This is a genomic window from Aeoliella mucimassa (genome assembly GCF_007748035.1).
GTDB lineage: Bacteria > Planctomycetota > Planctomycetia > Pirellulales > Lacipirellulaceae > Aeoliella > Aeoliella mucimassa.
The window spans coordinates 6329005-6351473 of the sequence record NZ_CP036278.1 but is presented as its reverse complement, the minus strand read 5'-3'; the positions used below and the strand labels follow the sequence as shown (position 1 = coordinate 6351473).

Here is a 22469-nt window from a genome sequence, read left to right as displayed (position 1 = left end):
TCGTGGACTTGGGTTCTCGAAGCTCCGCGCGGGGAAGCGGTGCAAGCCATGGCGGCATCGCTGCTGGTGCTAGCCTCGGCTGTAGAACAACGCCCCGACCAGCATCAGCACGCCGGTGATCGCCCCGACGGTCCACAGCCCCCAGTGGTCGGCCGCAAGACCGAGCAGCGGTAATTGGGCAGCGACCATGAAACTGCGGGCCTGGCTGTCGATCGACAGGATGGTCGCCCGCAATGGCTTGTTGGCCACCTCGTTCAGTTCGCTGACAAAGATCGGTCGCCGCAAGTTCTGCAAAAAAGTGAGGGCCCCCACCGTTGCGAGTCCCACCAGCACCAGCGAGAACCGCGAAGCGTCGACTGCAGCCAGGGTGAGCACTGCTACCGCAACAGTGGTGAGCAAGTAGATGATCCGTAGCACGCTCCGGCGATCGGCAAAGCGTCGTTCGGCGCGGGCGCTGTTCTTCGCTCCCACGGCACCCAGGCTATCGCGAAACAATTCGTTCACGCCGACCAGTAGCGAACCGGTGCCACGTTTCGCTGCCGCGTCGACTCCTCCGATCGGCAACCCTGCGGCGGTCAGCCCCTGGTACAGAAACGGCTGCAAGAACAGTTTCAGCAGTACCTCGACCTGGCTTTCGTAAACCACCGAGCGAACCAACAGCGGCCACATTTTTGGGTTGCGGAGCATGGCCCCCAGTTTGTACTCGTGCGGGTCGATGGTTTTCTCGGGTTCCTTGCGCTGGCGGGCCGTTTCGCCTTCGAGGTACTTGGGGTAGCTGAGAACCAGCCCACAGCCGAACAAAGCCGCGACGGCCGAGAGCCAGAACAGCGCACTGTAGTCGTTCAGCAGGTAAAGTAGTCCACCGGCCACGACGCCAGCCAGGGCCGACGACCCTTTTGAGAACGTGCGAGTGAGCGAGAGCACCGCAGTCGATTCGCTCCCCCGCCCGGCGACGTCGAGATAGTCGAGCATGATCGCTTTGTGGCTGCCGGTGCGAAACGCCTCGCCGACGCCGTAGATGCCGAGTCCCAGGAAGAACCACAGCAACGCGGGCACGTCCGACAGGGCGCCGAGCGCCAGGATCGAGAGGCCCACCGCATGCGAAAAGAACGAAATGGCGAGTATCCGCCGCCGCCCCCAATGATCGGCCATGTAGCCCGAGGGAATCTCGAGCAGCGCGGTCACCAACTTCTCGAAGCCGAGCAGCCCGCCAATCTCCGCGTACGAGAATCCCAGCTCAATCAGATAGATGGCCAGGAACGGATCGGAGAATCGCAGGTTCTTGAGAACCGAGTACAGGCAAAAGCGGACAATCATCGGGCGAATACAAGCTCGGACAGCAACAGGGCAAACAGCGCGTCAATAAATTCGCCCCCGGCACGATCGCGAGGGGGACGAAAGAATATAGCACTAGACCGCAACCTCGCTCGCCTGGCAAGCATGGCGGCAATCTGCAAGTAGGCTGGCCGCTGAAGCAAGTGCTACGGCTTGCGACCGACAAGGATAAAGAACTTGCCAGCGGCGACGAATTGCCGGGTCTTGCTGGTGGGGCTTTGCCGACGGGCTTGCTCGATCGAATCGGTCGGGTGCAGGTGGATGTCGTCGAGGCCGGCCGCTTCCATCACCGCCCGCAGCGTTAGCGAACCATGTCGGCGGAGCGGGCATTGGGCCAGCGCGTCGGTGTACCCTGTGGCGGGACTCCAGCGGCGGGCGGGGCGTTTGGTGAACCGTCGCCGGAGCTGATTCCAAAGCTGCGTAGCCCGCCGGCGCGGTGGGGTGTTCGGCGACTCGTCGTGGTCGTTGCCCATCAGGATGAGTCGTCCTCCTGGTTTCAGCACGCGAACCCACTCGCGAATCGCTACGCCTGGGCGCGGCAGCGTGAACAGCACATGGCGGCTCGACACCACGTCGAAGCTCTCCGCGTCGAACGGAGGGGCCTCGGCATCACCCATCAGGAACTCGCAGTCGAGCTGCAGCTCGGCCTTTCGCTGGCGGGCGACCGTGAGCATGCGTTCCGAGAAGTCGAGCCCCACGGCGCGATGCCCCATTTGCGCGTACAAGCAAGCGTAGATGCCTGGCCCAGTGCCGACGTCGAGCACGTCGAGCGGGGCGGTGCCGCCGGCTGCGGCGGCCAGCGTGTCGCGCCAGGCAACGTGCGTTGGTCCCTCGGTAAACTCTTTCACGCCCCGCGAGTAGTTTTCGACCCGCTCGGGAATGTTCCAGCCCTCCTGGAAGATGCTCTTTAGTTCGTCGGCCGTTTTCAAGGTTGCCATCGGTAGTCGCGATTCAAAAGGAAACAAAGGCTAACTGAGATTTCTCAGCGGGATGCAATACGGGGTGCTTGTGTCTTCGCGACGCGTCACCATCGCTTCGATGCGAAACACGCGGGCGAGCACCTCAGGGGTGAGGATCTCGGTGGGCGAACCACTCGCGGCGATTTGCCCATCGACCAGCGCAATCATATGGCTGGCGTAACGTGCTGCCTGATTGATGTCGTGCAGCACCATCACGATGGTTCGCTGTTGCTCCGCGTGCAGCTTCTCGAGTACTTCGAGCACTTCGAGCTGATGGGCCATGTCGAGGAAGGTGGTCGGCTCGTCGAGCAGCAACAGCTCGGTGTCTTGCGCTAGCGCCATGGCGATCAACGCCAGTTGCCGCTGCCCGCCCGACAGCTCGCCCAGGCAGCAATCGCGGAGCGAATCGATACCGGTTTGGTGCAGGGCGTCGTCGATTTGCTGCTCGTCGTCGGCCGAGAGCCCGCCGAGGAATCCTTGGTAGGGAAACCGCCCGTAGGCCACTAGTTCGCGAACCGTCAGCCCGCCCGGTGCGCTGGCGCGTTGCGGCAACATGGCGAGTTGTCGCGCGACTTGCTTTGTTGGTTGGGTATGGATCGCATGGCCATCCAGGTAAACGCACCCTTGCTGCGGACGCATGAGTCTGGCCAGCCCGCGAAGCAGGGTCGACTTGCCCGAACCGTTGGGTCCGATCAGCGCGGTAATCTGTTGCGGCGGAATCTGCAGCGACAGTTCATGAATCACTTGCACGTCTTCGTAAGCAAGCGACAGATCCTGGGCTTCCAGTAGCGTCATCGCAGGTTAACCTTTGGTCTTGGCCAGTAAGTAAAGGAAGTAGCTGCCGCCGAGAATGCCGACCAACACGCCTGCGGGAATCTCGACCGGAGAGAACAAATGGCGACCCAAGCTATCGGCCAGCACCAATAGGAACGCCCCGCTAAGCGCGGCCGCTGGCAACAGCACCCGATGGTCGTGCCCAACGAGTCGCCGGGCCAGGTGCGGCGCGGCCAGCCCGAGGAAGCCAATCTGTCCCGCGACTCCTGCGCACGCGCTGGTCATCATCGTCGCCAGGGTGAGCGCGGCTAGCCGCTGGCGTTCGACTCCCACGCCGAGCCCCTTGGCCGTGTAGTCGCCGAGCGACATCACGTTGAGCACCCTGGCGCGGCTGAACGCAACAACCATCAGCACCAGGCACGTAGGAGCGAGCCAGTAGATCGACTTCCAATTGCCGCCGGAAATGCTGCCCGACATCCACGACACCACTCGACTGTGGGTCACGAAGTCCATGCGAAGCGACAGCAGCAGCATCGCCGCACTCGAGCCATAGCTCATCGCGATACCGACCAAGAGCAATCGCGAAGGGAGCACCGAGCCGCGGCGATAGGCCAGTGCGAACACGAGCAGCGTGATCAGCATCGCCCCCCCTACCGAAGCGAGCGGCATAATCCATGGTTGTCGTAAGGCGGTCATCGGAGCGAGCACCAACGCGAGCATGATGCCGAGCCCTGAGCCGGCGTTGACGCCTACCGTGGTGGGGCTCGCCAGCTCGTTGCGGCTGAGCCCCTGCAGCAGCACGCCGGAGACCGAGAGCGTTGCCCCGATCAAACAGCTCAGCACCAGCCTTGGCAGGCGCATTTCGAGCACCACGAGTTGCTCGGTCCATTCCCCTTGGTGCAGCAGGGCGCCGATCACCTGCGACATGCTCAGCTCGGTGGTGCCGAGGTGCAGGCCGACGACAAACACCACCACCAGGGCGGCGGCCATGAGTGCCAGGAGCAGCAGCGGTTGCAATCGCGTGGCACGGGTCACAGGGTGCCTCCTCGCGCGGAAGCGTTGCGCCGGCAAGCCAGATAGAGGAAGAACGGTACCCCCAGCAGCGAAGTCACCACGCTCACCGGCACCGCGGCTCGATAGGGCGAAGTGGCGAGTCGGGCGACGATATCGGCCGCCAGCAGGAACAACCCGCCCGAAAGCGCGGCCATCGGCAGCACCACGCGTTGATCGTGACCAACCAGCATGCGAACGATGTGAGGTACCATCAGCCCGACAAAACCCACAGAGCCAGCGACCGCCACACTGCCGCCGGCCAGCATCAGCACGATCACCGTGCCTGCCAGCTTGGCCAGCATGGTGCGCTGGCCAAGGCTGCGAGCCACCTCCTCGCCGAGCGCCAGCACGCTGAGCGTCGGCGCTAACGCAAGCGAGCCCACCAGCCCGATCGCGAACAGAGGAAGCAGCATGGCGACGTCGTCCCACTGCACGTTTTGCGTTCCGCGGGCGTACCAGAGCGTGAGGTCTTGGCCGAGTTCGAAGTAGATCATCACGCCGCTACCGATCGAGCCGAGCAACGTCGACACGGCGACGCCGGTCAGTGCGAGTCGCACCGGAGTGAGTCCCCCGCGCGAGAGCGAACCAATGCCATACACTAGCGCGGCGCCGAGCGTCGCCCCAGCCACGGCGGCAACCATTAGCCCCGGTCGGCCGATGGTGGGAGCGGTGACCACGGCCACAATTGTTGCGAAGCTGGCACCGGTGTTGAGTCCCATGATGCCAGGGCTGGCGAGTGGGTTGCGAGTCATCGATTGCATGATTGCCCCCGCGATGGCCAGCGACGCGCCGACCAGCAGGTCGGCTATCGCCCGAGGAAGTCGCCAGTCGCGGATCAGCACGTGGGCAGTTTGTTGCGAGTCGTGAGCAAACAACGCGTCGAACGTGGTGCGGGCGTCGATCGAGACATCGCCGACGAGCAGAAACATGCCAATGCCGAGCAGCATGGCGAGCAGCCCGAGCGGGACCGTGGTCCAGTTCATTGCGATTCGCGAGGCGACGGTCGGGTGGGCGTTACTTGTTGGCATCGGTCCCCTGCCCTTTCGTAGCACCGTGGATGACGTCGTCGATAATCGCCTCGCACCCCAGCACCCCGTCGCCGCTCAGCCAGGTGCCGGAAGCGACGCGATGCACCTGTCCCTTTTCCGCCGCGGGAATGTTCTTCCAGATCGGCGTATCGCTCACGCGACCCAGATAGATCTCGCTATCGCGGTCGACCACCATAAAAATGTATTCGGAGCGTAGCTTCGAGAGTCGCTCGACCGATAGCACGTCCCACCCGCCGCCGGTCATGACCTGCGGCATCTCGGGATCGGGCGTGAGTTGCAGTTGGTCGAACAACAGCGGCCCGAACATCGTGGTGCGGGTGTAGATGACGCACGTGTTGCGGCGGAAACGCAAGAAGCTCACTGGCTGACCCGCGGTTTGCACCGCTAGTTGTTCGCGGGCGGTTGCAACGTGCTCGTAGTACTGGTCGAGCCGCTGCTGTGCTTCGCTGGCCATGCCGATGGTCTCGCCGACGTCGAGCAGGCGAATCTCACGGTCGGCCGCGGTGCTCGAGGCCACGCAAACCGTGGGGGCGATCTTCGAAAGCTGGTTGTACAACCGCCCGTCGCGCGAGGTGCCTGCGAAGATCAAATCGGGCTTGGCCGCCAGCACCGCTTCGAGGTCGACCGCCTCGCCGTAGCGAAGCTTGGGGATGTCGGCGAGTTGCTCGGCCAGGTACGGAGTGCGACTATCGAGTCGCAGCGACATGGTAATCAGCACCGGCTTCACGCCGAGCGCACAGAGACTGTCGGTCGCCGAGTTCGTCAGACTAACGATACGCTGCGGCCGGAGCGGGACGCGCGTTTCGCCGAGCGGGTGTTTTACCAACCGGTACTCGGGCGTCTGTTCGACGATCTCGACTTGCCGCTCGGTGGTCTTCACCGGCGGGCGGACGAATCGACTCGCCAGATCCGCAAGCTGCCCCGTTTCGACAAACGCCCAACCGAACAGCAACAGCAGTACAGCGACAATGACCTTAGTTTTCATGGCAGCGATCGTTTACTTCAACTCAAAAGGTTCGAGCTGATTCTCGCCAGGCTCAACGGTGACCATGAACTTCGAGCGGCCCTTGCGGCTGTAGGCTCCCCTGAGCTGGTCGATCGTCTCGGGAGGGTCGTCTGACAGTTCGGCTGGTATCTCCTTGGGCCACGTGAAGGTCACCAGGTACTCCCCTGCGGGGGCCCCATCGTTCTCTCCGTAGGAGTGCAGCGTATAGTTCCCCTCGGCGTCGGTCATGGCCGAAGGGGCGAACTGTGCCCCCTCCCATTTATCCATCGGGTGAAAGGCCACCGAGAAACCGACCGCTGGTTTGTTTTTGTAGAGCACCTTACCGCTCACGGGATAAGGTTCCGGCCCGGGAGGTGGTTCCGGTGTGGAGCATCCACTAATCCATCCCAGCAGCGTCACGCAAGCAAGCAGCGCCACCGCTGGTCGGCGGGTCATTTTCAATGAAGGTTCCATCATGGTGTCTTCGCGTTTCCTACTGCACGTTCGTGTCGCTGATCACAAGTCCGTCGTCGATTGCCACGATCTGAGCGAACGCTAGTCCGCTGAGTTCTTCGCTGACGTAGCGGACCGAGCCGTCGCAGAAACCAATCAAAGCACCACCGGGATGAAAACTGTAAACAGCAAACTTGTTGTTGCAGTTGATACCGCAGTCGGCCAAGTCGCCCATGGTCGAGAAGCTACCGCTGTCGCCTTGGAACGCATTGGTTTCGCCATCGTGGGTCGATGTGGAGTACACAAACGATTGCCAGGCGGCCCAGCTGCCGCGGGTGCCCATGCTCGCGAAGTCCTCCAGGCGGGTGTTGGCGTGCCATTGTTGTGGCCAGCCCGCGGTCTCGTTCACCAGCAGCGTGTGCGACAAGCCATCGGTGATCTGGCGCAACTTGCGCGGGGCGCGGCCTTCGTTGCCATTGGCCAGCGCGGCGGTGTTGGTGCTATCGAGCAGCGCCTGGTGGGCGTTGCCGGAGCTTTCCCACTGCGGGAAGTTTACTGCAAAGCCATTCTCGGGCGTGCGAATGCCGTTGGGCACCAGGTAGTCGATCCAGCCATTCACAAGATTGTCGCCTGAGCCGCACACGATAGGCTCGTCGCGCGACACGCTAGGACAGACAAACGTCTCAAGCGGAGTTTCGACCACTGCTTTATTCTGGGGATCGTAGAAGTGGTACTCCCACTGGTACTGATCGTAGATCGCTTGCTCTTCCATGAACGGCAGAATGAAGGTGCCCCAGCCGGTGCGGCCTTCGTCGGCTCGTTGCCAGCGACGCGGGGGGAACCCGCCGTGGGCCGACTCGTAATTCATGAAGCCCAAGCCAAGCTGCTTGAGATTATTGGTACACTGGACGCGCCGGGCCGCTTCGCGGGCGGCTTGTACCGCTGGAAGCAACAGGGCAACCAGGATGCCGATGATCGCAATCACGACCAGCAACTCAACTAAGGTGAATCCTCTTTTGGTGGACGACACTACTGTTCCTTTCGTCTCTATCGCGGTAGGAGCCGTTTTGCTCGGCTAATTGGAGGAACAGCTCCCTCAGCAATTTGCGTGCCAGATGGTGCGGTTGTCCGGAGTCGCCTAGACGTGTGGGTTTTGCGAATAGCACCCCCTCGCTAGCCCCCGCTAGCACAGAGCCAAGGTGTCGAACCAGGCGACAGACGAGTCCAGCTGCTCGACACGCGACGCGCATGAAACAAGCCGCCAGGCGATAGCATGCCTGGCAGCTCGACCCCCCAAGTGTGTGGGGAGAAACCTTTTCTACTCATCGGTCATCCGCAACGAACGCCCGGATGGATCTGGCTACGAAATCCACGCCGGCTTGGCCTCCACCGGCTCGCCATCGTTAGTCTCGCCCTGCCCGGTGTAGCTATCCGACTCGGCTTGGATCACCACGTACTCCATCGGCACGTCGCCGGTATTGCGGAACGAGCGCGGCGTTTCGGGCGAGCAGCGGATGCAGAACCCTGGAGTCACCGGCAGCAGATCGTCGCCGGCCTGGAATTCCCCCTCGCCAGTCAGGAATAGGAACACCTCCTCGTTCTTGCGGTGCTTATGCAAAAACGGCATCGCCGCCCCGGCTGGCATCGAGTTCACCGAGATCTCCATGGCCGAGAGCGAAAGCTCGTTTTTCAGGAAACGCTTTGGCGCAGGGGGCAAATCGCGGAGCTGAAACCGAAATCGCATCCAATCGGTCATTGGCCCCACGGTCACATGTTCGTAGGATTGTCGCATACAAGGTACCTCCATCGGCTGGAAAGTCGCTTGCGAAATGCAAGTGATGTGATCCAGCTTATCTAGATAGCTTGCGATATGCAAGTGAAGTTTTATGTCGTCTTCCGCCCGTCGTTCCGATTGCCCGATTGCCTGCACGCTCGATCTACTCGGCGACAAGTGGACCTTGCTGGTGGTCCGTGATCTGGTGCTCGGCAAGCAGCGGTTCGACGAGTTCCTGAACTCGCCCGAAGGGATCGCGTCGAACATTCTCTCCAACCGCTTGAAGATGCTCACCGAGCTAGGCTATTTGACGCGTGAGCAAGACCCAAGCGACCGCCGTCAGGCGATCTATACGCTCACCGAGCAAGGGCAGGCGCTGCGCAAAATAGTCGCCAGCGTTGCTCGTTGGGGAGAGCAGCACTTTCCCAACACCACCCGCGATCCCGATGAAGTGATGGCCCGCAAGCGCAAGGGGTGACGATTGTCCCCCGCCATGGTGGAGAGCGAACGCTGAACTTGGTTGCAGGCGAAAGGACACCTTCGATCGATTACAACACGCCGGGCAGCAAGCCAGGCAACAACTCTTCGGTGGCGAGCACTGAATCATCGCGCTCGGCGAAAGCAAGCTCGCGAGCTTCGCTCAGCGAAGCGAGGCTTTGTTGCATCTGCCGCCGAGTCGAAGGAGCTAACAGCAGCGGCCAGGTGTCTTCGTCGGAGAACACTGTGGGGCGTTTTTCTATGCTCGACTGATTGTCCGAGGTGCTCTTTTCCCAGCGTGCATGAGCAAGATCCAATGGCCCCGGCAGAGCACTACCGACAGGTGCATCGACCGCGTCCAGCGTTGTGTCCACCACAAACGACTCTCCCACCGCAGTCTCCACAGCGGAGGTATCGGCCACCGAAGTCTCCGCTGCCGAGGTCTCGGGAACGCCAGCATCCATGATGGATGGTTCCATGTTCGACGTATCTGAGCCAGAGGTGTTAGTTGCCGTTGTGTCAGCAATGGACGTGGCGGCAACGGATGTGTCGGCCACTGAAGTATCTTCCGCAGACGTGTCGGCCACCGTCGTTCCCCCCACCACGGCGGCAACCGCTGCCGAGGCTTCGGGATCGGTGTCCGTCGATTCGCTGCTGGAGAGGGAAGTCAAGAATCTTGCCGTTTCCAGTTTGCCATAATTTGTCTTCCAGATCGCGTAGTCGCCGGAATCGATGACTCCGTTCAGGTTGCAATCCGACATGGAGCAAGGAGTGACCGTCATGCCAAACGTGTCGCGCCACGAGGTGTAGTCGCCCAGGTTGACGACCCCATCCAGGTTGAAGTCACCAGCGAGCCAAGGTGTGACCGAGTAGATGGCATCGTCCACCACAAACAGCTCACGCATTTCCTGCGAGAGGGCGTCGTCGGGTTCTACTTTTACCGAGAACCACTCCAAGGGCGAAACCACATCGCCAGTGGCATTGCGACTCAGCATTACCTGATTGGGATTGATATGAGGAAGGCTCGCGTTGCTCGCACTTTGTACCCCGTACGTATAGCGGGGCAGAAACAGCGTGGCCTCTACGCCTGAGTCGCTCGACGCGATCGCCAGTTGAGCGTGATCGAGTAGGTCCATGTAGATGGGGTCGAACTCCACGCTGCCGGCCAGTGTGCCATCAGAGTAAACATCGAGAGTCAGTACGCACTCCGACTTCGAGTAGCGTACAAAGTTCACCTCGATGTAGTTGAACTCGTCCTGGTACAGAGTTGCGATGGGGCGATACGTACCAGCCACTGCCGACTCGGTGTATAGCGAGAACGAAGCAACTTGCGGCAGCCCAAACACCATGCCGATGGTCCAAGCGTCGCTTGTAGTGAATCCGGTGACGGTGGCAATCTCGTCCGAACCAGTCGACTCGGGAGCCAGCGGGTAGGTCGGCGAGATGTCTTCGACCAGGCCTTCGCCCGCAACGAGCCAACGCGACGCGCCGGCTGCCATGAACTGCATGGTTTGTTCACTCTCGCCTGTGGACGACGAGTTGGGCACGCCCCACGTGTAGGCGGGATACCAATCGTCGTTGGCTACCCACCGAACGCCACGTTCGGAACCCGAGTTACTTGGGAAATAAGCCGACTGCAGGACGCCGCTGTTGTCGAGCGGATAAACCCAACTCGTAAACCAATGGTTCTCATCATTGTCGCTGACCAATCCCGCGATATCGAATCGTCCGAGCGAGGAGCGTACCGAAGTGTTCGTAACCGTGATCTCATACATCGGCGACGACGACATGACCGGCGGCAGCGTGTCGGGTTGGGGAGACAGTGCCTGACCATTGTCGGCATATACGTACAATCCATCCACGTAGTTCACCTGCCGCACCGTGTTGCCACTGCTGGGCTGCGACAAGGCTTCCCAGGTCGAATCCATCAGGTTGGTGCCCCCTGGATTGATGAGCAACGGCGAAAACACTTCGGCCCGCGACTCGAGCCTCATGGCCACGACTTCTCCCACAGCACCTTGGATCACGTAGTCGCCGTACAGGAACGACTTGGCAAGGTTGTAGTTCAGCAGAGTAGTCCAATTCACTCCATCGGAAGAGTAATAGGTGGCACCACCCCCTTCCAGTAATCCACCTCGCTCTGTTTCCCGGACCACGTAGCCCCGTCCGGGGAGATAATGGATCCAGATTGCTTCGCGCCCTGTGAACTGATTGCCTGATTTTCGCCCGGGGTAAGACGCCAGCAGGCCTTCGATAGTAACATTCTCGCCCTCTTGGGTGGGAGCGTTAATGCTCATGACGATCTCGGGCTGCACGTCTCCAGCGACCAGCACCTCTCCGTAAACCGGTCCTGGCGCGGTAGAAGCCCCCTGATTGCCAGCCACGTATTCTTTGTCGTCGCTGGCGCTCCACCCCCCGTGGAACTCGGTATCGGTGGTCCAGGTGGTTGTCGTATAGTTTTCGAGATCTTCCGCCACATGACGCGTCATGTTGTTTCGGTAGTCCACATCGCCCCAGAACGAAACCATGCCATCGGTGAACATGCCAGCGCTGTGGGCATGGAACCCGCCAGAGTCTGCCACTTCCCAGCGTTCGTATACGGTAACATTCGGTTCGACTACCCATAGTTCGCCGACCGCTTCGCGTCGGGCGCGAAACAACCCGATTTGTCCCCCGTGTGGATTGCCTTCTTTGTACAGATAGTCGGCCCAGGGGAACCAAGCACCTAGTTGATCGTCGGCCGACTTTTCGGGAAAAGCATTGGAAAACGACCAGTCATTCACTCGGTCGAGGCCATCCGTCACCCCTCCTTCAATGGCCGGTACATCGTATCCGCCACCTACTTGAGCCACCCGATGGTAGGTTTGCCCATAGTCTTGGGTGTAGATAAATGAAATGCCTTCTTCGATGTAACTGCCCGCTTCTTCGCGAAACCGGGTTGCGCAAAACACAACGAGACCTTCGTGGACGATGCAGACTAGTGGCTCGTACGAATAACCGGAGACGCTTCCTTTCAGAATATCCGACCCGAAACTCGTCCTACTCACGACCTGAAAGTCATCGCCTTTTACAAAGTAAATCTGTTTCGAGGTATGATCGATGAGTACCGCCAAAGGGGTTGTTCCATCGTGGTCCCATCCCGATCCAGTAAGCTGAGCACTGCCGAGATTCGAGAGCACGACCGTGTAGCCCTCTGATCCTACCACCAGGCGGTCGTCCCCATAGCGAGGCTCATTCGCCTCGACCAAAGTGGAGTCCGGGGTCACCGTTGCCACGTCCCGGGAAAACTCAAACGTGAGATCACCGGAATAGCCGTCGTCGAAGACGGCGGAGTGCCAGCCATCGAAAATGGACGAATTGCTGAGTAGACACTTAGCCTCAAGCTGCTGGAAGTGCAGCTTTCGTTGCCGATTTGGGGTCCCCACCTGATGCTCTCTGTTCTAGCGTAAAATTAGGGTAGTAATAAAGCGCTAGATCTATAGTAGGTACGGGTGTGAGGGTAGTGCAATAGAGCGAGTGCAGGAAATTCACGGGACGGCTGCTAATTGAATGGATTGGGTGGGGTGTGAGACTGCGAGTGGTTTGTGGTGAGTGTTGGGAGTGGTGCTAAACTACTGGATTTGTGGGAAGAGTGTGGTAGTCCGAAATTGGATGAAAACGTCTAGTATGAAGTTGTGGTTAAGACGGCGTTCTGTGTTGTGGTTTGCCGAGGTGATGCGCAGTGAAAAAGAACTAGAGTGTACCGCTGGTGGGGGGGGCTATCTTACGCGTGCAGAATCGTGGGCGCCAAAGATGGTGTTTTCTACGGAGCACTTAGAGATATGACTCTCTAGTGAATTGAAGACCGCGGACTCTTGTTTGTTCTCGGTCGACTTATATTAGTTGCACCGATGTTGAGGAGAGATTCTGAGCGGTTTTCGCTAGGAATTGGCCACCTGAAGTGTTCCAATGGACAGGTGTTAAAGGCTGTCGGCTTTTAGTGATTGGAGGTGATGGAGATGTAACGCTGGTTTTTACGTCCGACTTCTAGCGACGCGCAGGCGAATGGTTGCCGGCGTGGGCGTTCGCCGCTGCGCGGATGGCAATGCGGTGGTGGGGCTGCGTCGCTGGAAGCTTTATTGGCTCTAGGCTTTAGGCTGCAAGCGGTAGGCTAGATCTTTCAGTCGCTGGAAGCTCCCTCAAGATGACATTCCCCATTCCCCAATCCGAACTTCCCTGAGCCCTGATCCCCGAATCCTGAATCCTCCCCAAAATACTTTCCCACCCATGGGAATCTATTTTGGGCACTTTCCGCGGAGGTGTAGATGCAACTCATTGCTAACAAACAACTTGCGATTGATTCCCACCGAGAAAATAGATTCCCACTCGATGCGTTTTGGGAAATGGGAATCTATTCGGGCGCGAAAACCACTGGTTTTGTAGAGTGGGTGCAGATTCAATTTTCCCATCGGTGGGTAAATTGGGAATCTATTCCCTGCTATCCAGCCACCGTTCCACCCAAAGTGGGGGAGTAAGATACTAGGAAGGGGGGCCTATCGATCGAAAATTGCCTAGTTTGCCAGGGGTAACCCGCTTGAAGATCTGCCTGGCGAATTTTGCATTCCCGTTCACCAATCGTTAAGATGTTGCGACCATGGCGGCCGCTTGGGTGAGTTGCGCGAAGGTGTTCACGCGCAGCAGCCTGGGGTTCTGGGGATTCGTAGTAATGCCTCCTCAAAACCAATTGGCGAAACGTGCTCGTTGAGTTCGCCATGGGCCCCTGCCCTCCCCTTCCTGGCTTCCCTCCTGCCAAACATAAAGTGCGATGAATCGTCTACCGAAGCTTGCGGCTGCGGCGATGGCTTTTGTTCCGCTGCTGGCACGTCCAGCACTGGCGGACGAAGGCGTCGACTTTTTCGAACAACACATACGGCCGGTGCTGGTCGAGCGGTGCTACAGTTGCCATTCGCAGGCCGACGGAGCGACCGAAGGAGAGCTGGCGCTCGACAATCGGGCGAGTGTGCTGCAGGGTGGCCGCGGCGGGGCGATCCTCGTGCCCGGCAACCCCGAGGCGAGTCGCTTGCTGCAGGCGCTGGAGTATCACGACGAATCGCTGCAGATGCCGCCCGACGAGAAACTCTCGGACGAGGTGATTGCCGCGTTCCGGCAATGGATCGCCCTCGGCGCGCCCGACCCACGCGACGGAGCAGCCGCCCAGGTGGATACGATCGCCAGTCGGGCAGCAACGCACTGGGCGTTCCAGCCACCCACGCGGCCGACTCCGGTCAAGGACCCAACCGGCTGGAGTCGCACCGACATCGATCGACTGATCGTCGCCAAGCTGGGTGCGGCGGGGCTCAAACCCTCTCCGCAGGCGGGCAAGCGAACCTTGATCGAACGCTTGTACTTCGACCTGGTCGGTCTGGCGCCGACGCAGGAAGAGATTGAGCAGTTCGTCGCCGACGACGATCCACAAGCCTACGAGAAGTTGGTCGATCGCTTGCTCGACTCGCCCGCGTTTGGCGAGCGGTGGGCGCGGCATTGGCTCGACCTGGCGCGATTCGCCGATACGAAAGGCTACGTGTTTACCGAGGATCGTACCTTTCCGAATGCGTACAAGTATCGCGACTGGGTCATCGAATCGCTAAACAGCGACATGCCGATCGACCGGTTCATGATGTATCAACTCGCAGCGGATCGCATGATTGAGACGCCCGAAGACAAGCGGCACCTGGCCGCCGAGGGGTACGTGACCCTCGGCCGGCGGTTCGTGAACAGCCAGCCCGACATCGTGGCCGACCGCATCGACGTGGTATTCCGCGGCATGATGGGCTTGTCGGTCGCCTGCGCTCGGTGTCACGATCACAAGTACGATCCGGTGAGCGACGAAGACTACTACGCGTTGTATGGAATCCTGCAAAGCTCGCGCGAGGAACAAGACGACAAATACCCACTGCGACTCGTCGATAAAGAGACTCCTGAGAATGTTGGGGTGTTTATCCGCGGTGCTACGCACAATCGAGGGCCGATTGTCGAGCGGGGCTTCCCCACGTTCTTCACCAGTTTCGCGGCCGACGTAGAAGCGGGCAGCGGGCGACTCGAGCTCGCCGAGGCGATTGTGCATCCGCAGAATCCACTCACCTCGCGAGTGTTCGTGAATCGCGTGTGGGGCCACCTGCTCGGCGAGCAACTGGTCGGCACCCCGAGCGATTTCGGGCTGCGGTGCGACGCTCCCGTGCAGCGGGAACTGCTCGACCTGCTGGCGGTCGACTTCCAGCAGAACGGTTGGTCGCTCAAACAACTGGTGCGGCAGATCGTCGGCTCGAGCACTTACCAGCAAACCAGCCTTGCGAGCGACGAGTTGCTGGCTGCCGATGCGGAGAACGCCTTGTGGGGCCGGGCGAATCGTCGCCGGCTCGACTTCGAGTCGCTTCGCGATCGGTTGCTCGAGGTCGCCGGTCAGCTCGATACTCGCGTCGGTGGCGAGTCGGAAGAGATTGCTGCTGGCAACGGTGGTTCGCGGCGTACGCTCTACGCTCACATCGACCGCCAGAATTTACCCAACCTATTCCGCACGTTCGACTTCGCCAGCCCCGACGCCCACTCTCCCGAGCGGGCTCACACGCTGGTGCCGCAGCAGGCGTTGTTCCTGATGAATGGTCAGCTGGCCGAACGCGTCGCGATGCTGTTGAGTGCTGCGACCGCGGATGCTCCGTCGGAAGCGGATCGCATCGAGCAGTTGTACGAGCGCATCCTGGCTCGCAAACCAACATCCGGCGAGCTGGAACTCGCCCAGCAGTTCATCGCCCGCCAGATGCCCGAGACCTTGCCCCCCGATGAGTGGAGTTATGGGTTCGGTCGCATCGACGCGGGCTACGTGCAGTTCGAGCCGCTGCCGCACTTCCAGGAGAATCGCTGGCAGGCGCAGCAGGCGTTTCCCGCGCCGCAGAGCTTTGGCTACCTGTCGATCAGCCCGACCGGCGGGCATCCTGGGCAAAGTCCCGAGACGAGTTCCATCCGTCGCTGGACTGCTCCACGGGAGGGAACGCTGGTGATCGAAGGTCAACTGCACCGGCCCGAACAGCAAGGCGATGGGGTGGATGGGCTGATCGTCTCATCGCGTCAAGGCATCGTTGGTCGTTGGAGCGTCGCGCACGGAACGCAGAACACCCCGGTGCGGCTCGAGCAGGTGATGCCTGGCGAGCACGTCGACTTCGTCGTGGCTTGCCGCGAGAACGATGCGTTCGACAGCTATCAATGGCGAGCGACCGTGACCCTCGAAACCCCCGGCGACCGCCAGACCTGGAACACCGAGCAAGGTTTCCATGGTCCGGCCGCGGAGCCGCTCGACCTGTGGTCGCAGTTAGCTCAGGTGCTGTTGATGTCGAACGAGTTTTTGTACGTGGATTGATCGACCGTTTGCGGCTTTTAAAACTTTCGCTGCCTTCAATAAAAGTGTGACTTCTATGCCTCACCAACCGACAAGCCCTACCGTTTCGCGGCGCGAGTTCTTTGCCAGAGCCGGCATGGGCATGGGAGGGATCATGGCCAGCAGCCTGCTGGCTGGCACCGCCCAAGGCAGTACCGACCCGTTCGCCGCCCGGGCGCCGCACTTCCCGGGCAAGGCGAAGCACGTCATCCACTTGTTCATGAACGGTGGTCCGTCGCACGTCGATACGTTCGATCCCAAGCCGATTCTCGATCGCTACGCGGGTAAGCCGCTGCCGTATTCGAACCTTGGGACCGAGCGGCCGACCGGCGGAGCGCTCCCCTCCCCTTTCAAGTTCCAGAAACATGGCGAAAGCGGCATTGAAGTGAGCGAGCTGTTTCCGCACGTGGCCAAGTGCATCGACGACATCTGCGTCGTGCGGTCGATGCATGCCGACGTGCCGAACCACGAGCCGTCGCTGCTGCTCATGAACTGTGGCGACGGGCGACTCATCCGCCCGAGTGTCGGTTCGTGGGTCACCTATGGCCTGGGAAGCATGAACAAGAACCTGCCGGCGTTTGTCTCGCTGTGCCCGGGCTTTCCGATTCAGGAATCGCAAAACTGGCAATCGGGGTTCCTGCCGGGCGTGTATCAGGCGACCTACGTCAACACTCGGCATCAGCAGGTCGAGCAGTTGATCGACAACATCAAGAACAATCGCGTCGCCCGCCGCGACCAGCGGAGCCAACTCGATTTGCTCAGCGCGCTGAACGATCAGCACGCCCACCAACGCGGCAACGATCCTCAGCTCGAGCAGCAGATGCAATCGTTCGAGTTGGCGTATCGTATGCAAATCGAAGCGACCGATGCGTTCGACGTGTCGCGCGAGCCGCAGCACATTCTCGACATGTACGGCGACGGGCTGCAGGCGCGGCAGATGCTCGTCGCCCGGCGCCTCGTGGAACGCGGAGTGCGGTTCGTGCAGGTCTGGCACGGCGACGGTCAGCCATGGGATCACCACGACGACATCGCGGTGGGGCACGCCCGACTGGCCAAGGAGAGCGACCAGGCGATCGGCGCGCTGCTCACCGATCTCAAGCAGCGCGGGCTGCTCGACGAAACACTCATTCTCTGGGGCGGCGAGTTTGGCCGCACTCCGGTGGTCGAGCTACCGAAGGAAGGCTCGAACCAAGGCAAGATGAACGGCCGCGATCACAACCATCACGGGTTCACCGTGTGGATGGCTGGCGGCGGCATCCAAGGCGGGCAGGTCTACGGCTCGACCGACGAGTTTGGCTTCCGCGCCGAGCAAAACCCGTTGCACGTGCACGACCTGCACGCAACGATGCTCCACTGCCTGGGCTTCGACCACACGCGACTGACGTATCGCTACGCAGGACGCGACTTCCGCCTGACCGACGTGCATGGCAACGTGGTCCACGACCTGCTGGCGTAATACTGAAAGTTGGCATTTTCCATTGGGAAATGGCCACCCAGCACGTTCTAATAAACCAATCGCCGTAGCGACATGCCGAGCCAATTAGTCGCCACGCGAGAGCAAGTTGCCCTAACCCTCGACGGCTTGCCCTTGGAGTCGCTCGGTGGAAACGTGGAACTGCGGTTCGTCCGACAGCGACACGTGCACCAGGTCCTTCGCCTTGGCCAGCATCTCCCGGCACGCAGGGCTCAGGTGCGTAAGGTGCACGGTCTTGCCGAGCTGCTCGTACCGTGCGGCGATCGCGTGAATCGCCTCCATGCCCGAGTGGTCGTACACACGGGTGTAGTAGAAGTCGATGACGACTGTTTCGGGGTCGTTGCGCGGGTCGAACAGCTCTTTGAACTGCGCGACCGAGGCGAAAAACAGCGGCCCATGCAGCTGATAGATCTTGGCACCGAACTCGTTGAACTGCACATCGGCATCCACGTTCTTCGCGTGCTTAAAGGCAAACGCCAGCGACGAGACGATCACGCCGATGATCACGGCCGACGCCAGGTCGTGCACAATCGCGGTGTAGAGCGTCACGATCACCATCACCAGGAAGTCGGTGAGCGGTACCTTGCGATACAACTTGAGCGACGCCCACTCGAAGGTGCCGATCACGACCATGAACATCACGCCGACGAGCGCGGCCATGGGAATCATCTCAATCCACTGCGAGAAGAACAGGACAAACGTCAACAAACAGCAAGCGGCAAACGCCCCGGAGGTTCGCCCTCGCCCGCCCGACTCAACATTAATGAGCGACTGCCCGACCATCGCACAACCCCCCATGCCGCCGAACAGCCCGCACACGATGTTCGCGATGCCTTGGCCCAGGCATTCGCGGTTGCTGTTGCCTTGGGTTTCGGTCATTTCGTCGATCACGGTCAGCGTCATCAGCGACTCGATCAAACCGACTGCCGCCAGGACGACCGCGAAGGGAAAAATGATGCGAAGCGTTTCGAGTGTCATCGGCGGCAGGCTGAACGTTTGGAAAAACAGTGTCGGCAGCCCTGCGCGAATGCTGGTGGTGCTGGGGTCGATGTGCTCGATCGCCGCGGTGATCGCGGCGGTTTGCTCGGTGCTGAGCGATTCGGCATCGATGGCAGCGGCTCCGTGCGAGTCGGCCGCCGCTGGCTGCTCGTCAGCGAGTACCGCGTTGGCTGCCGATACCTTGGCATTGGTCGCCAGCATGTCGCCAACGGTCATCACCACGTGCTTTTGGTTCTCGGCCGCCATGTGGTCGGGAAGCATCTGGTTGGCGCTGATACCAATGGCCGACACCAGCAGGATGGCCGCCAGCGACGCCGGCACCGCCTTGGTGAGTTTCGGCAGCACCCAGATGATGATCATGGTAAGCAGCACCAGACCGAGCATGATCCACAGGGCCGGGCCTTGCATGTACTCGAGGTTGCCGACGTTGCTCACGGTTTTGAAGCTACCGAACTGGGCCATGCAAATGACGATGGCCAGGCCGTTGACGAAGCCGAGCATCACCGAGTGTGGCACCATGCGAATCAATACGCCGAGTCGAGCGACGCCGACTAGCAGTTGCAGCAGACCGCAGAGAATGACCGTGGGAAACAAGTACTCGATGCCATGGATCGCGACGAGTCCGACCACCACCACGGCCATCGCTCCGGTCGCGCCCGAGATCATCCCCGGGCGACCACCCAGCACTGCGCAGATGAGTCCGATAAAAAACGCGGAGTACAAACCAATGATCGGCGACACACCCGCGACAAACGCAAACGCAATGGCTTCGGGCATCAGGGCAATGGCGACCGTCAGGCCCGAGAGCAATTCATTCTTCAGGTTCTTCGGCTGCGAGCGAAATAAATCAAGCATAGAGAAACGGAGCTTCCGGGGGAGGGACAGCGACGGCAAACTTCCACTACCGAGAACGGTACCGGAAGCCAGGCGCGGGAGGGCACAAACAGAGACACACGAGAAATCAACGCCCTGTGCGTTAGGGCGGGGAAACCGACGATCGGGCAGGCTGCGATAGGTGTGTCATGGAGTGGTAGGGTTTATAGGGTTATCGCCTGGGAGTATGAAGGCTACCTTGCGATCCGACGATCGGCAAGGCCTGCGCACCATTCGACCGGGAAACACGGCAGAAAATCGGCCATCCCGCCCCCAGGCACCGCTGCTAGCGTGCGGGGTTTCTCACCACGAGCCTTCGATCGGGCAAGACCTACTCGAATTCTTCCTCGAAAAAGAACTCAGCGTCGATCGCGTCGGACGGGAGGTTCAGCGACGGTACTTCGGCATCGGTGAACTCGAGCGTCAGCTCGGCGTCCTCCTCCAGCGCAACGTTCTCAAGCTCAGAATTATAGTCCATCACGAAACCTTCGACCTCTTTGGTTTCGCCAGGTTCGAGCCCACCGGGGAACGAGAAGTACACCGCTCCCTCGGCCCAGGGGATCTCTCGCGACTCCGATTGATAGGTGCACTCCGCCGTGATCGTCTGGATGGCCACGTCCGAGTCGTTCTGGAACGTAGCGAACAGACGATTCGGCGACGCCCCGTCGTCGACCGCATCGATACGCGGGTTGGTAACCGTTATTTGCCGGAATACCGGTTGCAGCTTCGCCATGCGAGCCTTGTGCTGGGCCTGCGCTTGTTGCTCCATTCTCTCCACCGATTCTACCATGTTCTCCAAAAAGCGATTGCTAACCCAGCCAATCACCACGCACCCACCTACGCACATCAGCGAGAACGCAATCAGACAACCGACGAGGATGTTGGTGCCAGTGTTGGAAGACTTCGTCGCTTGCGGACGTGGATACGACGCTTGCGTCGGGTTCGCTCGCCCAGTCGTGGAAGCCTGGCCGGGCATCGGCAGCTCGGCGACCGTTTCGCCTGCTGCGGCCGCGCCGGCTTCGGGCAACGTGAACGGTTGCCGGCAGTGCGGGCAGTTGGCCTCTTTCCCCGCGTAGTCGTCAGGAGCCTCGATGGCATTTCCGCAGTTCGGACAATTAACACGAAACATGGCTCGCCCCACAACAGAAAGAAAACAGTCTCCACCAACCAATGCTTCCAGTGTACTTCAATCACCCGAACATGGGGAGCACTCCAGCAGAAAGGCTTTGGAATCGAACCGGGGCGGTTCCCTGCAAACGAATTCTTTGGTCGTACTACGGGTTTTCCTTCGCCCAAGCGTGCGATTGCAATCCCGCTGCGACCGGCAATACTGACAAGGGTACTGTTCGCTACTTTCTTACTTGCGACCCCAGGTGCTGCGATGCGATACCTTTTCCGCGGCTTGCTTTTCCCGCTGTGCTTGTTGCTCGTTACCGTTCTGCTGCCGGCGACCGCCAAGCCGAGCCATGCCGACGAGGGGTACCCTGAGTTCGACTGGAATCACGTACCGCTCTACGCCCACCTCGGCATCGGCAAAGGGCTCGAGCCGAAGCAATACGAGTTTCTGGCCGATCACTTTTCGCTGATTACGTTTACCGGCGGCAACTTGCGTAACGCCCCGGTCGAGCCGAACATCGCCGCGGCCGCCAAGGCAATCAAGCTGCGCAACCCAAAGGCCAAGGTGCTGTTCTATTGGGCGTCGGACATGCCGAAGCATCAATGGCAGTTGTCGAACGCCACGTTCCCCTCGGGTGGTTACCTGCACGCGAAAAAGGGAGGACGCGACACCCGGCAGTTCGATGTCCGTCGGCAAGACGTGCAAGACTGGTGGTCCGATATCGCCGGCAAAGCGGTACACGACTACGAGTGCGACGGCATCTTTGTCGATGGTCTCACCGCCGGATCGCCGCGGGGGCCGTGGAGTCGGTTGTTTGGTGCCGAGCAAGCCGCCGCGATGGACCAAGGCGTCTTTGCCATGCTCGACCAGGCACGCGATAAAATGGGGCCCGGCAAACTCATTCTTTTCAACCCACTGCACGGGTACGACCAAAAACACCCAGGCCTCGGCGAGCAGTACTTGCCGGTTACCGACGGGGCGATGGTCGACGACTTCGACCGCGGGGCCAACGTTCGTCAACAAAGCCCCGAGTACCTGGCCAACACGATCGAAACCATGCGCAAGGCGGCCAACGATGGCAACATCGTCGTCTTCAAAGCCTGGCCTGGCTTTACCTGGTGGAGCGATAAAGAGCTGATGCAGAAGCCTCACGCAGAGCAGTACCAGGTCGCCTGTGACAATATCACGTTTCCGCTCGCCTGTTTCCTGGTCGGCGCCGAGCAGCATTGCTACTTCTGCTATACCTGGGGTTGGCTCGGCGAGTACGGCACGTTCGACTGGTACCCGGAATTCGACCACCCGCTCGGTGCCCCCAGGGCCCGGCCACACGCCAAGGCTGGACCTTCCACCGCGAGTTCGAACACGCAGCGGTGAGGGTCGACGTCGAAACGAAACAAGCAACCATCGACTGGAAATGAGCAGTCAGCGCATAAAGATGTACATTCTCGTGAAGGATTCCGTTCCGCTAGGCCAGGCCATGGTCGCAGTGGCCCACGCCTCGCTGGCGGCCTACCTGCAGTTTCGCGACACCCCCGAAGTCGAGCAGTGGCTGTCGGGCCCGTTTCACAAAGTGGTCTGCAAGGTCACGGACCAAGAGTTCGAACACGCGAAAGCCGTCGCCGACCAAGTGGTGCTGACCGAATCGTCGCTCGACGACCAAGAAGTAGCCATCGCCTTCAAACCACGCGACGAATGGCCCAAGAGCTTTCGCTACCTGCGGTTGTATCGTGAGTGAATCG

The 22469-nt window shown here is 60.5% G+C and carries 17 protein-coding genes; 5 read left to right on the top strand and 12 right to left on the bottom strand.

What is annotated here, in order from left to right; all coding sequences use genetic code 11:
* Positions 1-69 precede the first annotated feature (69 nt).
* The 9 genes from Pan181_RS24875 to Pan181_RS24835 form a co-directional block, all read right to left on the bottom strand.
* On the bottom strand, positions 70-1317 hold the full coding sequence (locus Pan181_RS24875; RefSeq protein ID WP_145251551.1) for an MFS transporter: 1248 nt from the start codon (positions 1315-1317) through the stop codon (positions 70-72).
* A gap of 164 nt (positions 1318-1481) precedes the next feature.
* Entirely contained in the window at positions 1482-2273 is a 792-nt protein-coding gene (locus tag Pan181_RS24870; RefSeq protein ID WP_145251549.1) for a class I SAM-dependent methyltransferase, read from the bottom strand.
* 30 nt (positions 2274-2303) lie between these two features.
* Positions 2304-3089 carry an ABC transporter ATP-binding protein gene (locus Pan181_RS24865; protein ID WP_145251547.1) on the bottom strand — a complete coding sequence of 262 codons (786 nt, stop codon included), beginning with the start codon at positions 3087-3089 and terminating at the stop codon, positions 2304-2306.
* Between the two features lie 6 nt (positions 3090-3095).
* Positions 3096-4103, bottom strand: a complete 1008-nt coding sequence (locus Pan181_RS24860) for a FecCD family ABC transporter permease (protein ID WP_145251545.1) — start codon at positions 4101-4103, stop codon at positions 3096-3098.
* Entirely contained in the window at positions 4100-5149 is a 1050-nt protein-coding gene (locus Pan181_RS24855) for a FecCD family ABC transporter permease (protein WP_145251543.1), read from the bottom strand. The genes Pan181_RS24860 and Pan181_RS24855 overlap by 4 nt, the downstream gene beginning before the upstream one ends.
* Positions 5136-6155 (bottom strand): ABC transporter substrate-binding protein, encoded by a 1020-nt coding sequence (locus tag Pan181_RS24850; RefSeq protein WP_145251541.1) that lies wholly within the window; start codon positions 6153-6155, stop codon positions 5136-5138. The genes Pan181_RS24855 and Pan181_RS24850 overlap by 14 nt, the downstream gene beginning before the upstream one ends.
* 12 nt (positions 6156-6167) lie before the next feature.
* Positions 6168-6632, bottom strand: coding sequence for a hypothetical protein (locus Pan181_RS24845; RefSeq protein ID WP_197528692.1), 465 nt, complete (start codon positions 6630-6632; stop codon positions 6168-6170).
* Between the two features lie 16 nt (positions 6633-6648).
* Complete coding sequence (locus Pan181_RS24840) at positions 6649-7638, bottom strand: DUF1559 domain-containing protein (protein WP_145251537.1); 990 nt, start codon at positions 7636-7638, stop codon at positions 6649-6651.
* 330 nt (positions 7639-7968) lie between these two features.
* On the bottom strand, positions 7969-8400 hold the full coding sequence (locus tag Pan181_RS24835; RefSeq protein WP_197528691.1) for a cupin domain-containing protein: 432 nt from the start codon (positions 8398-8400) through the stop codon (positions 7969-7971).
* A 94-nt stretch (positions 8401-8494) separates the two neighbouring features.
* On the opposite strand from Pan181_RS24835, the gene Pan181_RS24830 reads away from it, so the two are divergent.
* Positions 8495-8860, top strand: a complete 366-nt coding sequence (locus tag Pan181_RS24830) for a winged helix-turn-helix transcriptional regulator (protein ID WP_145251533.1) — start codon at positions 8495-8497, stop codon at positions 8858-8860.
* 70 nt (positions 8861-8930) lie between these two features.
* On the opposite strand, the gene Pan181_RS24825 is transcribed toward Pan181_RS24830, so the two are convergent.
* Positions 8931-12134 carry a hypothetical protein gene (locus Pan181_RS24825; protein ID WP_231943697.1) on the bottom strand — a complete coding sequence of 1068 codons (3204 nt, stop codon included), beginning with the start codon at positions 12132-12134 and terminating at the stop codon, positions 8931-8933.
* Positions 12135-13663: 1529 nt separating this feature from the next.
* On the opposite strand from Pan181_RS24825, the gene Pan181_RS24820 reads away from it, so the two are divergent.
* The gene (locus Pan181_RS24820) at positions 13664-16249 is read left to right on the top strand and encodes a PSD1 and planctomycete cytochrome C domain-containing protein (protein ID WP_145251529.1); all 2586 of its coding nucleotides are present in this window, start codon (positions 13664-13666) and stop codon (positions 16247-16249) included.
* A gap of 55 nt (positions 16250-16304) precedes the next feature.
* Entirely contained in the window at positions 16305-17723 is a 1419-nt protein-coding gene (locus Pan181_RS24815) for a DUF1501 domain-containing protein (RefSeq protein ID WP_145251527.1), read from the top strand.
* A 111-nt stretch (positions 17724-17834) separates the two neighbouring features.
* On the opposite strand, the gene Pan181_RS24810 is transcribed toward Pan181_RS24815, so the two are convergent.
* Positions 17835-19595 (bottom strand): SulP family inorganic anion transporter, encoded by a 1761-nt coding sequence (locus Pan181_RS24810; RefSeq protein WP_145251525.1) that lies wholly within the window; start codon positions 19593-19595, stop codon positions 17835-17837.
* Between the two features lie 349 nt (positions 19596-19944).
* Positions 19945-20742: a hypothetical protein gene (locus Pan181_RS26405; protein ID WP_197528689.1), complete on the bottom strand. Its 798-nt coding sequence runs from the start codon at positions 20740-20742 to the stop codon at positions 19945-19947.
* A gap of 252 nt (positions 20743-20994) precedes the next feature.
* Here Pan181_RS26405 and Pan181_RS26400 point away from each other — a divergent pair, with 252 nt between their 5' ends.
* Entirely contained in the window at positions 20995-22104 is a 1110-nt protein-coding gene (locus Pan181_RS26400; protein ID WP_197528688.1) for a putative glycoside hydrolase, read from the top strand.
* Positions 22105-22144: 40 nt separating this feature from the next.
* Entirely contained in the window at positions 22145-22465 is a 321-nt protein-coding gene (locus tag Pan181_RS24800; RefSeq protein WP_145251522.1) for a peptidyl-tRNA hydrolase, read from the top strand.
* Positions 22466-22469 lie beyond the last annotated feature (4 nt).

Coding starts and splice junctions, on each gene's coding strand:
- Pan181_RS24865 (WP_145251547.1), bottom strand. CDS start 3,089: ATGACGCTACTGGAAGCCCAGGATCTGTCGCTTGCTTACGAAGACGTG.
- Pan181_RS24815 (WP_145251527.1), top strand. CDS start 16,305: ATGCCTCACCAACCGACAAGCCCTACCGTTTCGCGGCGCGAGTTCTTT.
- Pan181_RS24870 (WP_145251549.1), bottom strand. CDS start 2,273: ATGGCAACCTTGAAAACGGCCGACGAACTAAAGAGCATCTTCCAGGAG.
- Pan181_RS24875 (WP_145251551.1), bottom strand. CDS start 1,317: ATGATTGTCCGCTTTTGCCTGTACTCGGTTCTCAAGAACCTGCGATTC.
- Pan181_RS24845 (WP_197528692.1), bottom strand. CDS start 6,632: ATGATGGAACCTTCATTGAAAATGACCCGCCGACCAGCGGTGGCGCTG.
- Pan181_RS24820 (WP_145251529.1), top strand. CDS start 13,664: ATGAATCGTCTACCGAAGCTTGCGGCTGCGGCGATGGCTTTTGTTCCG.
- Pan181_RS24810 (WP_145251525.1), bottom strand. CDS start 19,595: ATGCTTGATTTATTTCGCTCGCAGCCGAAGAACCTGAAGAATGAATTG.
- Pan181_RS24835 (WP_197528691.1), bottom strand. CDS start 8,400: ATGCGACAATCCTACGAACATGTGACCGTGGGGCCAATGACCGATTGG.
- Pan181_RS24855 (WP_145251543.1), bottom strand. CDS start 5,149: ATGCCAACAAGTAACGCCCACCCGACCGTCGCCTCGCGAATCGCAATG.
- Pan181_RS24800 (WP_145251522.1), top strand. CDS start 22,145: ATGAGCAGTCAGCGCATAAAGATGTACATTCTCGTGAAGGATTCCGTT.
- Pan181_RS24850 (WP_145251541.1), bottom strand. CDS start 6,155: ATGAAAACTAAGGTCATTGTCGCTGTACTGCTGTTGCTGTTCGGTTGG.
- Pan181_RS26405 (WP_197528689.1), bottom strand. CDS start 20,742: ATGTTTCGTGTTAATTGTCCGAACTGCGGAAATGCCATCGAGGCTCCT.
- Pan181_RS24830 (WP_145251533.1), top strand. CDS start 8,495: ATGTCGTCTTCCGCCCGTCGTTCCGATTGCCCGATTGCCTGCACGCTC.
- Pan181_RS26400 (WP_197528688.1), top strand. CDS start 20,995: ATGCGATACCTTTTCCGCGGCTTGCTTTTCCCGCTGTGCTTGTTGCTC.